The organism is Pseudomonas sp. stari2 (assembly GCF_040760005.1).
Lineage (GTDB): Bacteria > Pseudomonadota > Gammaproteobacteria > Pseudomonadales > Pseudomonadaceae > Aquipseudomonas.
In genome coordinates this window covers 460,334-471,973 of the sequence record NZ_CP099760.1, presented here as the reverse complement: position 1 = coordinate 471,973, position 11,640 = coordinate 460,334, and the positions used below count along the sequence as shown (strand labels likewise).

The 11,640-nt window shown below is 59.4% G+C and carries 13 protein-coding genes; 1 reads left to right on the top strand and 12 read right to left on the bottom strand.

Annotation, left to right across the window (positions count from 1 at the left end):
• The first annotated feature begins 50 nt into the window (after positions 1 to 50).
• Positions 51 to 1,211, top strand: a complete 1,161-nt coding sequence (locus NH234_RS02080) for an AAA family ATPase (RefSeq protein WP_085733360.1) — start codon at positions 51 to 53, stop codon at positions 1,209 to 1,211.
• 46 nt (positions 1,212 to 1,257) lie between these two features.
• Here the strand turns inward: NH234_RS02080 and NH234_RS02075 are convergent, their stop codons facing one another.
• The 12 genes from NH234_RS02075 to NH234_RS02020 all read right to left on the bottom strand — a co-directional run bounded on the left by NH234_RS02075 (position 1,258) and on the right by NH234_RS02020 (position 11,626).
• Positions 1,258 to 2,136 carry a transporter substrate-binding domain-containing protein gene (locus tag NH234_RS02075; protein WP_085733361.1) on the bottom strand — a complete coding sequence of 293 codons (879 nt, stop codon included), beginning with the start codon at positions 2,134 to 2,136 and terminating at the stop codon, positions 1,258 to 1,260.
• Positions 2,133 to 2,930, bottom strand: a complete 798-nt coding sequence (locus NH234_RS02070; RefSeq protein ID WP_085733362.1) for an amino acid ABC transporter ATP-binding protein — start codon at positions 2,928 to 2,930, stop codon at positions 2,133 to 2,135. The genes NH234_RS02075 and NH234_RS02070 overlap by 4 nt, the downstream gene beginning before the upstream one ends.
• Positions 2,927 to 3,586, bottom strand: coding sequence for an amino acid ABC transporter permease (locus NH234_RS02065; RefSeq protein WP_367255534.1), 660 nt, complete (start codon positions 3,584 to 3,586; stop codon positions 2,927 to 2,929). Before NH234_RS02065 ends, NH234_RS02070 begins: the two co-directional genes overlap by 4 nt.
• Positions 3,567 to 4,232: an amino acid ABC transporter permease gene (locus tag NH234_RS02060; protein ID WP_007918712.1), complete on the bottom strand. Its 666-nt coding sequence runs from the start codon at positions 4,230 to 4,232 to the stop codon at positions 3,567 to 3,569. Before NH234_RS02060 ends, NH234_RS02065 begins: the two co-directional genes overlap by 20 nt.
• A 473-nt stretch (positions 4,233 to 4,705) precedes the next feature.
• Positions 4,706 to 5,503, bottom strand: coding sequence for a MetQ/NlpA family ABC transporter substrate-binding protein (locus tag NH234_RS02055; protein ID WP_085733364.1), 798 nt, complete (start codon positions 5,501 to 5,503; stop codon positions 4,706 to 4,708).
• 164 nt (positions 5,504 to 5,667) lie between these two features.
• Positions 5,668 to 6,600 carry a sigma 54-interacting transcriptional regulator gene (locus tag NH234_RS02050; protein ID WP_085733365.1) on the bottom strand — a complete coding sequence of 311 codons (933 nt, stop codon included), beginning with the start codon at positions 6,598 to 6,600 and terminating at the stop codon, positions 5,668 to 5,670.
• A 56-nt stretch (positions 6,601 to 6,656) separates the two neighbouring features.
• Positions 6,657 to 7,238, bottom strand: coding sequence for an alpha/beta hydrolase (locus tag NH234_RS02045; protein WP_085733366.1), 582 nt, complete (start codon positions 7,236 to 7,238; stop codon positions 6,657 to 6,659).
• A 168-nt stretch (positions 7,239 to 7,406) separates the two neighbouring features.
• Positions 7,407 to 7,808: a biopolymer transporter ExbD gene (locus tag NH234_RS02040; protein ID WP_003220570.1), complete on the bottom strand. Its 402-nt coding sequence runs from the start codon at positions 7,806 to 7,808 to the stop codon at positions 7,407 to 7,409.
• A 1-nt stretch (position 7,809) separates the two neighbouring features.
• Positions 7,810 to 8,535 (bottom strand): MotA/TolQ/ExbB proton channel family protein, encoded by a 726-nt coding sequence (locus NH234_RS02035; RefSeq protein WP_085733367.1) that lies wholly within the window; start codon positions 8,533 to 8,535, stop codon positions 7,810 to 7,812.
• Positions 8,536 to 8,580: 45 nt separating this feature from the next.
• Positions 8,581 to 9,393 carry an energy transducer TonB gene (locus tag NH234_RS02030; protein ID WP_367255533.1) on the bottom strand — a complete coding sequence of 271 codons (813 nt, stop codon included), beginning with the start codon at positions 9,391 to 9,393 and terminating at the stop codon, positions 8,581 to 8,583.
• A 381-nt stretch (positions 9,394 to 9,774) separates the two neighbouring features.
• Positions 9,775 to 10,101, bottom strand: a complete 327-nt coding sequence (locus NH234_RS02025) for a hypothetical protein (RefSeq protein WP_007952780.1) — start codon at positions 10,099 to 10,101, stop codon at positions 9,775 to 9,777.
• 181 nt (positions 10,102 to 10,282) lie between these two features.
• Positions 10,283 to 11,626: an aryl-sulfate sulfotransferase gene (locus tag NH234_RS02020; RefSeq protein WP_367255532.1), complete on the bottom strand. Its 1,344-nt coding sequence runs from the start codon at positions 11,624 to 11,626 to the stop codon at positions 10,283 to 10,285.
• Positions 11,627 to 11,640: the final 14 nt, after the last annotated feature.

The window sequence follows — 11,640 nt, the reverse complement described above, 5'->3', positions numbered from 1 at the left end:
GTGCAACGGGTATCCTGACCCGGATTTCAGGGCATCCAGGAAGGACTTTCATGCTCAAGACCCTCGCGGTAGCCAATTACCGCTCGATCAATAAATTGGTGATCCCGCTGGGAAGGCTAAACCTGATCACCGGCCCCAACGGCAGTGGCAAGTCCAACCTTTACCGGGCGCTGCGACTGCTGGCGGAAACCGCTCAGGGCGGCGTGGTCAATGCGCTGGCCCGTGAGGGCGGGCTGGACTCGACGTTCTGGGCCGGGCCGGAAACCATCAGCCGGCGCATGCGCAATGGCGAAGTGCCGATTCAATCGACAGTCCGCCAGGGTGTGAAACGTCTGCGGCTGGGGTTTGCCGGAGAGGATTTCAGTTATTCGATTGCCCTTGGATTGCCCGAGCCGACCCTTTCGTTCTTTTCCCTCGACCCGGAAATCAAAAAGGAATGCATCTGGGCCGGGCCACTCTATCGCCCGGCCAGTCTGCTGGTGGATCGCGACGGGCCAATGATCCGCACCCGTGACGGTCGCGGCTGGGACGTGTTGGCGCAGCACACGCCGAACTTCGACAGCCTGTTCGATCAGGTCGGCAGCCTGCGCACCTCGCCGGAAGTGTTTCAGATGCGCGAGTTCATCCGCCGCTGGCGCTTCTACGATCACTTTCGCAGCGACGCCGACGCCCCGGTGCGCCAGCCGCAACTCGGCACACGCACGCCGGTGCTGCATCACGACGGCCGCGATCTGGCGGCAGCCTTGCAGACCATCCGCGAAATCGGCGATCCCGAGGCGCTGCAGACTGCGATCAGCGACGCGTTTCCTGGCGCACGGTTGAACATCGCACCGCTGGCCGGCGGACGCTTTGCCATCGAGTTTTTTCAGGAAGGATTGTTGCGGCCATTGTCGGCGGCTGAGTTGTCGGACGGCACGCTGCGTTATCTGCTGCTGGTCGCAGCGCTACTGACGCCACGTCCGCCGTCGCTGATGGTATTGAACGAACCGGAAACCAGTCTGCATCCGGATCTGTTGCCGGCGCTGGCGCGGTTGATCATTCGCGCATCGCAGGAATGTCAGGTGTGGGTGGTTTCACACGCACGGCGATTGATTTCGGCGTTACAGGAAGATGAGGAATGCAATTGCATCGTGCTGGAAAAAACCCTCGGCCAGACCGGGATCGTCGGGCAGAGGGTTCTGGATGAGCCGGCGTGGAACTGGCCGGATTAGCTTGTTGATCGATCGTTCCCACGCATGCGCGGGAACGAGCATCGGTTCAGCCCTGCCATTTCCCGCCTTCGACAATCACGCTCTCAGGCTTGGTGTCATCGCTCAGCTCTTTACGCACATATTGGTCATACAGCTTGAGCAGATATTTCTCTTCCCCAAGCTTGGCCAACTCCGCATTCACCCAGTCGCGCAATTCAATGTTGCCCTTCTTCACCGCCGGAGCAATCGGGGCTTCGGCGCCAAGTTTTTCATCCAGCACGCGGTAGCCCGGGTTCTGCTTGGCCCAGCTGAACAACACCAGGTTGTCCTGGGCGTAGGCATCGCCACGGCCGTTGGCCAAGGCTTGCAGGGACTCGGAGTTCTTCTCGAACTTCAGCAGTTTCCAGTCCGGGTGGTTCTTGGTCAGCCAGATATCGGCGGTGGTGCCGGTGGTGACGATGGTGGTGCGGGTCGCCAGGTCATCCAGCTTCTTCACGTCGCTGCCCTGCGGCACCAGCGCCTGTACCGCGACCTTGAGATTCGGATTGGTGAATTCCACCGCTTCCTTGCGCTCCGGGGTCACGGTCATGTTGGCGAGGATCAGGTCGACCTTGTCGCTTTGCAGGAACGGAATGCGACTCGCCGGTTCCACGGCCACGAACTCGACCTTGTTTTCATCGCCCAGCAGATCCTTGGCAAACTGGCGGCCGATGTCGGTATCGAAGCCGACATAGCGTCCTGCTTCATTGACGAAACCGAACGGCGGTTTATCGGTGAACACGCCGACGATCAGTTTGTCGCGGGCCTTGATCTTGTCCAGATAACCGGCCGGCGCGGTGCTTTCGCTGGCGACTTTCGGCTTGGCCGGTTCTTCGGTCTTGTTGCAGCCGGCCAGCAGCGCAAGGCTGATCAGCGGGAGTGCGAATAGGGCTTTGGCAGTTTTCATGGCAGTTCCAGTTCCTTGGTTTGAGACGTTGTGGGCGAAGTCGTTGAAGTCAGTGCTTCGACGTAGGAGAACTTCTCCAGGAACTGCTGCGCGCGTGCGGTTTGCGGGTTCGTAAAGAAAAGCTCGGGCGGGTTCTGTTCAAGGATGCGCCCGCCATCCATGAACACGATGCGATCGGCCACCGCGCGGGCGAAGGCCATTTCGTGAGTGACGATCAACAGGGTCATGCCTTCGCGGGCCAGGCCCTGAATCACCTCCAGCACTTCCTTGACCATCTCCGGATCAAGGGCGGCGGTGACTTCGTCGAAGAGCATGACTCGCGGGTTCATGCACAACGAGCGGACGATGGCGATGCGTTGCTGCTGGCCACCGGAGAGCTGGCGCGGGAAGGCATCGCGCTTGTCCGCCAGGCCGACGCGTTCGAGCAATGCTTCGGCTTGCTGCCGGGCTTCGCGGCGTTCGCGTTTCTGCACCTTGAGTGGGCCGAGCAGCAAGTTATCGAGCACGCTCATGTGCGGGAACAAGTGATAACTCTGGAACACCATGCCGATCTGCTGACGCACTTCACGCCAGTCGGTGGCCTTGTCCAGCAGCTCGCGGCCGGCGAATTTCAGACTGCCGCCGTGGGCAACTTCCAGACCGTTGAGACAACGCAGCAGGGTGCTTTTTCCGCAGCCGCTGGGGCCGAGGATGACGATGACTTCGCCGGACTTCACTTGCAGGTCGATGCCCTTGAGCACCTGCTGTTCGCCAAAGAATTTGTTGAAACCCTGAAACTCGATCAATGCATTCATGCTTGCGTCCAGCGCCGCTCCAGCACGCGCGAAGCGGCCGACAGCGGATAGCAGATGAAAAAGAAAAACAGAAACAGCGCGCCGTAGATCAGCACCGATTCGTAGGTGCGCTCGATGATCTGCTGACCGACCTTGATCACATCCACCACGCCGATCAGCACCGCCAGCGAACTGGTCTTGATGATCCGCGTGTAGACGTTGATGGTCGGTGGCGTCATGCGTTTCAGCGCCTGAGGCAACAGCACGTAGCCGTAGAGCTGCGTCGCATTCAGACCGATCGACAGCCCCGCTTCACGCTGCCCGCGCGGCAACGAATGCAGTGCACCGCGCGCCACTTCGCCGACCTCGCTTGCGCCCCACAGCGACAGCACCAGCACCGCGCACCAGAAGCTCGGCAGGCTCAGGCCGAAGAAAATCGGCAGGCCAAAAAACAGCAGGTACAACCAGACCAGCACCGGGATCGCCCGGAACAGCTCCAGATAGATCCGCAGCAGCGCGTTCAGCCACGTCACGTTGAGCGTGCGAAGTACGCCGTAGAGCACGCCGCCGACGGTGCTGACGGCAATGCTCAGGAACGAGATCGACAGGGTTTGCCCCGCGCCTTTGGCCAATTGCGGCAACGACACCCAGAGCAGTTCAAGACCCGAACTGGCCATGCTGGAGCCTCCTTTCCAGACGGCTCAACAGCAGCGACAGTGGCAGGAACAACAGCACGCAGATCAGCGTCAGCACGGCGAGCATTTCGTAGGTTTTGTAGTAAAGCGCGATGTAGCTTTTGGTGGTGTAGAGAATCTCCGGCACCGCCACGGCCGAGACCACGGTGGTCTCCTTGAGCAGGAAAATGAAATTGGCGAACAGCGACGGCAGGCTGAGTATTCCCGCTTGCGGCAGGATCACGTAACGCAGCAACTGCCCGTGGGACAGGCCGATGGAACGGCCAGACTCAAGCTGCGCCTGGGGCACCGCATCGACGCCGGCGCGCAGCACTTCGGTGAGGTAAGCGCCGCCGAGGAACGTCATGGTGATGATCGCGGCGGTGAATCCGGAAACCTTGATCCCCAAGGCTGGCAACGCGAAGTAGACGAAGAACAGCTGGATCAGCAGCGGCGTGTTGCGCGCCAACTCGACATACAGCCCGACCAGTTTTTGCAGGTAAGGCGTGCGAAACACCAGAATTGTCGCGTTCAGCAGCGCTACCAGCAGCGAGGTGCCGATGGCGATCAAACCGACCTGCAGCGTCACGCCCACGGCTTTTAAAAACGCCGGCAGGGTGCTGAGGATAAATGCGTAATCGAAGGTCATGAATCATCCTGACGTCGCTCGGTAAGCGACCGTGGTGCAGTCCATGGACAGCGGGTAGCTGTCCTGCAGGCACCGACTTTAAAGGTATAAAAAGAAGAATTTAAATACCGTTAAAGCATATTGATATCACGCAAAAAAACTAATCGACGGGTTTGCCGGGAAGAAGGAGGAAGGCTATTGTCCCCAGCGCTGTAGGACGGATCTTTTTTGCATAAAAGCCCTCCAAGGACGAACAGCTTTTGGCCAGACTCCCCCGGCCCACCCCATAACAAGGAAGAGAACATGGACGTAAAAGTGCCGCAGCGACTGGATCCGCAGGAAATCGTGAAATTGTTGGTGGCGTTGCGCCGGGCGTTGAAAACCGGGATAGCCTGAGCTTTAGACCCCCTCACCCGCACACACAAAAACGCCGATGACCATCGCTGGTCATCGGCGTTTTTTTCAACTTTGAAGGGAGTTGTTGTCGCGTCAGGTCAGAACGCCGGCAGTACCGCGCCGTTGTACTTCTTCTCGATGAACGCTTTGACTTCCGGGCTGGTCAAGGCAGCGGCCAGTTTCTTGATGGCGTCGCTGTTCTTGTTGTCCTCACGGGCCACCAGGAAGTTCACATAAGGCGAATCCGCGCCTTCGATCACCAGAGCGTCCTTGGTCGGATTCAGCTTGGCTTCCAGCGCGTAGTTGGTGTTGATCATGTCCAGGTCGACTTCTTTCAGAACACGCGGCAGCAAGGCCGACTCCAGTTCCTTGAACTTGAAGTTGTGCGGGTTCTTGGCGATGTCTTTCGGCGTGGCCAGAGCGTTTTTCGGATCTTTCAGTTCGATCAGACCAGCCTTCTGCAGCAGGATCAGTGCGCGGCCGCTGTTGCTGCCTTCGTTAGGGATAGCGATGGTTGCGCCATCAGGCAGTTCGGCCAGGGTCTTGTACTTGCTGGAGTAGCCACCGAACGGTTCAACGTGAACACCCTGCACGGTCACCAGGTACTTGGCCTTGTCATCCTTGTATTTACCGGCGTTGAAGCTGTCCAGGTAAGGCTTGGTCTGGAAGTAGTTGGCGTCCAGCCGCTTCTCGCCAACCTGCACGTTCGGCTGCACGTAATCGGTGAAGACTTTGACTTCCAGATCCACGCCTTCTTTGGCGAGGGTCGGCTTGATCAGTTCGAGGATCTCGGCGTGCGGTACAGGGGTGGCCGCGACTACCAGTTTCTCGCCGGCCTGGGCCAGGGAAGCAGTCAGAGCAGCCGCCAATGCGGAAAACAACAGAACCTTTTTCATGCAGTGTCCTTATCGAAAATCGGTCGTCATCGACGACGGCGTTAATACGAGTGCCAGCGATGTGCTACTGCTGACGTGAAGCGGACAATACCGGGATTTTTTATTCCCGGACAATAACGTTTATTCAGCTTCATATTCCATTTTGTTCATATTGAACAAAATGGTTACAACGCTTCGCTCAGGTTCAACAGCAATTCTTTCAATGCCTTACGTTCATCGGCAGTGCCGTTGAGGCTGAGGCTCGCCACCTGACGTTCGATCTGAACCAGCGGTCCAGACACCTCGTGCAGGTTCAGGTGCTCCGGCAGGATTTCGTCGCCGGTGCTCACCAGCAGCGCAAAATGAATGACGTTTTCCAGCTCCCGGGTATTGCCCGGCCAGCTGTGTTGTTCCAGAACCTGCTGCGCCGCTTCGCTGATCAGCGGCACAGGAAGATCCAGGCGCTGGCTGTAAATGCCGAGGAAGTACTCGGCCAACGACAGAATGTCGCCCACCCGCTCGCGCAATGCTGGCAGCTCCAGGTGTCCCTCGCCGAGATAGTGATAGAGCCGTTCGTGAAATTTCCCCGCCGCCACCGCCTGCCCCAGATCGATACTGGTCGCCGCCACCAGCCGCACATCCACAGGGCTCGGTTGATGGGCACCGACGCGGGTGACTTCGTGGTTTTCCAGCGCGGCGAGCAACTTGATCTGGATCGGCAGCGGCAGGTCACCGATCTCGTCCAGGTACAAGGTGCCGCCGTTGGCCGAACCGAACCAGCCGGCGCGGCTGCTGGCCGAGCCGCTGTAGCTGCCGGCGGCGTAGCCAAACAATTCGGCATCGGCGTAAGTCGGGCTGATCGCCCCGCAGTTGACCGAGACGAACAATCCGCTGCGATCACTGGCGCGGTGGATATGGCGGGCAAGCAGTTCCTTGCCGGTGCCGGTCTCGCCGCGAATCAGCACCGACGTCGAGCGCGGTGCGAGCTGGGCCATTTCTTCACGCAACTGGCGCGAGCGTGGATCAACGAACACCAGCGCCTTGGCGCGAATGCTCAGGGGACTTTTTTCCGCATCGGGAAAGGTCAGCAACGGCTGGCCGAAGGTTTCGAAACTCATGGCAGACTCCCGCCCCAAATCGCCGGGAGACGGGGGCGTTGAAAAAACAAAATTGGTCAGGCACGACGCCGGGCGTGGTGTTCCATGCGGTTTTGCAGGCGATACAGATACGCGAATCCCTGCTCCCAGCGTTGATGCCCGGACTTCACATTGATGTGGCCGGCGCCCGCGAGAATCCCTGCCTCGGCGCCCCAGTTGCGCGCCAGTTCCAGCGCGCGCGGCGCGCTGACGGCAGCGTCATTGTCGGAACTGACGACCTGGCTCGGGAACGGCAGCAGGTCGGTCGGAATCGGTGCAAAGTTGCGCAGCGCCGGCACACAGGCCGGACGCTCCACATCCGCCGGCGCGACCAGCAGCGCACCGCGTACCTGACGCAGGTGCTGCAACGGTGCGGTGGCCGCCCAGTGCGCCACGGTGATGCAGCCCAGGCTGTGAGCGATGAGAATCACCGGCGAGCTGTCGGCGGCAATCGCCTCGGCCAGCGCCGCGACCCAGTCTTCACGACGCGGCGTCAGCCAGTCGGCCTGCTCCACCCGCGCGCTGTTGGGCAGGCTATTCTGCCAATGGCTTTGCCAATGATCTTCTGGCGATCCTTGCCAGCCCGGCACAATCAGATAGCGGATTGATTCATTGCGCATGGGGGAGCTCTCCTGCGTCGTGTCTGTTCCTGATCGAGTATAGGGACGGGATTTATATTCGTTAAGGAATAAGAAGCTATTTATTAAGACCTGAAAAGAATATCTAGTTTCAGACAAAAAAGGGGCCGCACCCTGCCAAGGAGACGGCCCCGGAAAAACGTGAAACCCTTATCGTGCAGTGATCACCGACAGTTTGGTGATGCCCGCCCGCTCAATCGAAGCCATGGCTCGCGCCACTTCGCCGTAATTCACCCCGTCGTCCGCCTGCAACTGCACGCGCACTTCCGGGTCCTTGGCCTTGGCCGACTTGAGGTTGAACTCCAACAGATCCGGCTGGATTTCGTCCTTGTTGATAAACAGTTTTCCTGCACCGTCGATGCTCACCACCAACGGGTCTTTCTGCTCGACCGGCGCCACCGCTTCGGTCTTCGGCAGGTTGATCGGTATCGCGTTGGTCAGCAGTGGCGCGGTGACGATGAACACCACCAGCAGCACCAGCATCACATCCACCAGCGGCGTCACGTTGATCTCGCTCAGCACCTCGTCGCTGTCTTGCGTGGAGAAGGCCATATCAGGACGCCTCCTTCACTTTTGTCGCGTTGCCCTGGGCCGCAGCCTTGTGTGCGGTCGGGTGGATCAGCACGCGGAACGAACTCTTTTGCGCCAGGCTGTAGAAGTCGTGGGCAAAGTCGTCCAGGTCCGCCGCCGTCAGTTTCAGACGACGCAAAAAGTAGTTGTAAACCAGCACCGCCGGCACCGCGACCGCAATCCCCACACCGGTGGCGACCAGCGCTGCACCGATCGGGCCGGCCACCGTTTCCAGGCTCGCCGAGCCCGCCGCGCTGATGCCTTTCAACGCTTCCATGATTCCCCACACCGTGCCGAACAGGCCAATGAACGGCGAGGTGCTGCCAATACTCGCGACCACCGCCAGACCGGTTTCCAGCGAACGCCGCTCGCGGACGATCTGCTGGCGCAAGGCACGTTCGAGGCGGTCCTGATGGTTGATCGCCTGGCTCAGGTCATTGGCCTGCGGCGCTTCGCCCACTTGAATCGCCGCATAACCGGCCTGTGCCACCCGCGCTGCCGCGCCGGGTTGGGTTTCGCTCAACTCGGCGGCGGAGTCCAGACTCGACGCCGCCCAGAAGCGCTTGTGAAATTTGCGATCCTGCGCCTTCAACCGGCCGAACTGCACAGCCTTGAGCAATGCCAGGCCCCAGGTGACGACAGAGAAGACCACCAGCAGCCAGATCACCGCGCTTTCGATGGATTCCAGTGGAGATGCCAGTAACGTCATGATGTGTTCCCTCGTGTAAACATTTCGCGCGAATTTGGTTTCGGTTTAGTGAATCTTGAAATCGATGGGCACGCTGACCCAGCCGTCCTGGGCGACATCACCCTGCTTGGCCGGCACGAAGCTCCAGCGCTTCACGGCGTCCAGCGCCGCGTCGTCGAGCTGTTGCCGGCCACTGCTTTTCTGAATCTGGATCTCGCCCGGTTTGCCGCTGGCCAGCACGTGCACCCGCAGCAACACCGTGCCTTCCCAACCGCGACGCTGGGCCAGTGACGGATATTCCGGCGCCGGGTTCTTCAGGTACGCGGCATTGGCCGAGGCCGGTATCACCGGAGCAGGCGCCGGCGGTGCAGGTGGCGCAGGCGCGGCGACCGGAGCGGCCGGTTGTGGCGGAGCCGGTGGCTGCTCAATGGCTTTGGACGCCGGCTTCGGTACCGGTTTGGCGACCGGTTTCGGCTTGGGAACCGGCTTCGGTTTTGGTGGCGGCTTGGTTGCCAGTTCGTCTTCCACCGGCGGTGGTGGCTCGACCACAGGTGCCGGTGGCGGCGGTACAACCACAGGCGGCGCCGGGGGTGCCGGGCGCGAAAATTCGATGGTCATCGGTGGAATTTCCGGCGGCACGATCGGCAGTGCCGGCGTCGGATGCTGGTTGATCCAGTAGATCACCGCGCCATGCACCACCAGCGCCAGAACGCCGAGCAGAATCGTTTCGCGGCGGCTCAGAATGCCCTTGGGTGCACGCTGCAAGCGCAGCTGCCCCAACGGCACACGATGGGGCCGGCCGAGATCGACCAACTCGCCGCTCGGCGCCTGGCGCCACAGCACCTCCTGTGCACTGGCGGCGGTCTGGACATTGCCCATTGATTTACTCCCTGCGGTCTCTTTGCGTTTTTTCGCGTAGCCGATTCGCCGCTTGTTGAATCCCCCACGGCGTGATCGATGGGTCAATCATTGGGTCTTAAGGCTTATCTCCGAAAGTAATCTTTCATGTTATGAATAGACGTTTATGGAATATATAAAGCGGTCATTTCCACCAAAGCCACGGCCCTCAAGGCTTCCAGCGTTGCGCCAGAATCGGCATGCTTTCCCGGCATAAAAAGTATTCATCCAAGGCATCGGGTTATCGATGACCCGGGATTCAGTGACAACTAATTCCAAGGTGATAGTTGACGAATCTTTTCAAGAGACAAATAAAAAGGCCGATGCATTTTTAATGCATCGGCCTTCGACTTGCAGAATTTCTTATTGCTTCACAAACTCTCCGGCCAGACCGACTACATCACCGTCAAAGTTTGTGCGCGAACCCACCGCGCGAACTTTCGAGTAGTTGTGATCCGGCGAGAACAGGGTCCAGGACTGATAGCCAGTGCCGTCATTCAGAGCCGCGAAAGTAATGATCGTAGGCTGCCCGGTGCTGTTCTGGAAGTGGTAATGACCGTACGCGATGTCGTAGTTCACGCCGTTCTGGCTGAACTTTCCGCTGAAGGTGCCGTTGGAGTCGTTGCCATCGGTAATCGTCAGTTTGGCGCCAGCGTTAGCGTTTACATAGTTGCCATTAATGCTCGACATAACGAGATTTCCTTTATCGTTGGATAAGTGTCTTCCGATGAGAGCAAGTTTCCTCCTGGAAACTCACGACACTCAGGATGGTTGGACATTCATTTATTGTCCACGCGACTTTTCAACGATATTGCTATATGCACTATTCATGTCGCTCATAACTTATTTCGATTCGGAAGAGCCCTAATAACTAACGACTGGCATGGGTCTGTTGCACACCTATGGCCGGCGCAATCACTGCCGTCTCCGAACGCGGCGTCCCTGCTGGCACCCAGTCATAACTCACAGGCAGAGCCCGGTAGACCCAGTTGCTGATCGCGTCGCTGCCCGGTGCCTTGCCCAGATAGGGACTGACGTATTCCCAGACGTTCTCGCCGCTGGCCGTTACCTGGAAAAACCGTCCGTTCATACCCTCGTCGATCAACGTGTTGCCGTTGGGCAAGCGCCGCGCGCTGCTGATGAACGAGCTGTAGAACGCCCACTCCGGCTGCTTCGAATTGGCGGCGCTGTACTGCCAGACGATTTCGTTTTTCACCGGGTCGATTTCCAGCACCCGCGAGCCGGAAATCAGCCCCAGCGTAACGTTCGGATAACCCGCCGAACCCTGATTGTCGAACACCAGCAGATTGCCCGCACCGGGCAGCCCAGCCGGGATGATGTGCGCATCATGCTGACCGACGAACTGGTCCACCGGACGCGGAATCTGCTGCGCGGTTTTCGGGTTGGCCAGCGGTAGGTTCGGCCCCAGGCGCCACACCACTTTGCCGCTGTGCTTGTCGATGATTGCAATGAAGTTGGCGTTGCGAGAATCGAGCAGCAGGTTGTCCGGATTGAAGCGTTTGTCGCCAGCATCGAACCACTTGTTCGGCCCGACCAGGCTGAGGTTGTTGATGTGCAGGTAATCCGGATTTTCACTGGCACGCACCAGCTTCAATTGCTCGGCGGTGAAGCCGAACTTGTTCAAGTGATCCGACGCCAGCCACTGCCATTTCACCTCGCCCGTGGGGCTGACTTCGTAGATCGCATCGTCGATCACCTCGGGTACTTTGAAGCCTTTGACCTTGTGCACCTTGTTCGCCAGCACCACGGTGTTGCCGTTGCTCAGACGACGTAGGTCGTGATGCTGTTGCGCGGCGCCGCCGGGTGCCTGATCGCCCCACTGCCAGACGACTTTGCCATTCCAGTCCAGCTCGCCGACGCTCTGATTACCGAGGCCGTTGCCGGCAGAGCCCAACTTGCCGGGATCCTTGTCGCTCAGTTGCAGCAACACATGGCCACGCTCGCCACCGACCAGTTTCGGGTCGATGATTGCCGACGGGAATCCGGCTTGAGACCAGTTCTTGACCTCGTTGCCGTTCATGTCGATCAGGTGTGTCTGCTTGTCGGCACCGCTGAAGATCACATATTGATTGAAGGCCTTGGCCGGGTCGTAACGGGTGACTCCGGTGGGGTAAACACTGGGCGCGGCGAGCGCCCCGGCACTGAGCACTGCGCCGGACAACAACACCGGTAATGCGGTTTTGATGCGCAACATGATGCAGCTCCTTG

What these genes read in the sequence shown, in the direction of transcription:
- NH234_RS02065 (WP_367255534.1), bottom strand. Translation starts at nt 3,586, where the DNA reads ATGGCCAGTTCGGGTCTTGAACTGCTCTGGGTGTCGTTGCCGCAATTG.
- NH234_RS02050 (WP_085733365.1), bottom strand. Translation starts at nt 6,600, where the DNA reads ATGAGTTTCGAAACCTTCGGCCAGCCGTTGCTGACCTTTCCCGATGCG.
- NH234_RS02040 (WP_003220570.1), bottom strand. Translation starts at nt 7,808, where the DNA reads ATGGCCTTCTCCACGCAAGACAGCGACGAGGTGCTGAGCGAGATCAAC.
- NH234_RS02075 (WP_085733361.1), bottom strand. Translation starts at nt 2,136, where the DNA reads ATGAAAACTGCCAAAGCCCTATTCGCACTCCCGCTGATCAGCCTTGCG.
- NH234_RS02020 (WP_367255532.1), bottom strand. Translation starts at nt 11,626, where the DNA reads ATGTTGCGCATCAAAACCGCATTACCGGTGTTGTTGTCCGGCGCAGTG.
- NH234_RS02025 (WP_007952780.1), bottom strand. Translation starts at nt 10,101, where the DNA reads ATGTCGAGCATTAATGGCAACTATGTAAACGCTAACGCTGGCGCCAAA.
- NH234_RS02055 (WP_085733364.1), bottom strand. Translation starts at nt 5,503, where the DNA reads ATGAAAAAGGTTCTGTTGTTTTCCGCATTGGCGGCTGCTCTGACTGCT.
- NH234_RS02035 (WP_085733367.1), bottom strand. Translation starts at nt 8,535, where the DNA reads ATGACGTTACTGGCATCTCCACTGGAATCCATCGAAAGCGCGGTGATC.
- NH234_RS02030 (WP_367255533.1), bottom strand. Translation starts at nt 9,393, where the DNA reads ATGGGCAATGTCCAGACCGCCGCCAGTGCACAGGAGGTGCTGTGGCGC.
- NH234_RS02045 (WP_085733366.1), bottom strand. Translation starts at nt 7,238, where the DNA reads ATGCGCAATGAATCAATCCGCTATCTGATTGTGCCGGGCTGGCAAGGA.
- NH234_RS02060 (WP_007918712.1), bottom strand. Translation starts at nt 4,232, where the DNA reads ATGACCTTCGATTACGCATTTATCCTCAGCACCCTGCCGGCGTTTTTA.
- NH234_RS02070 (WP_085733362.1), bottom strand. Translation starts at nt 2,930, where the DNA reads ATGAATGCATTGATCGAGTTTCAGGGTTTCAACAAATTCTTTGGCGAA.
- NH234_RS02080 (WP_085733360.1), top strand. Translation starts at nt 51, where the DNA reads ATGCTCAAGACCCTCGCGGTAGCCAATTACCGCTCGATCAATAAATTG.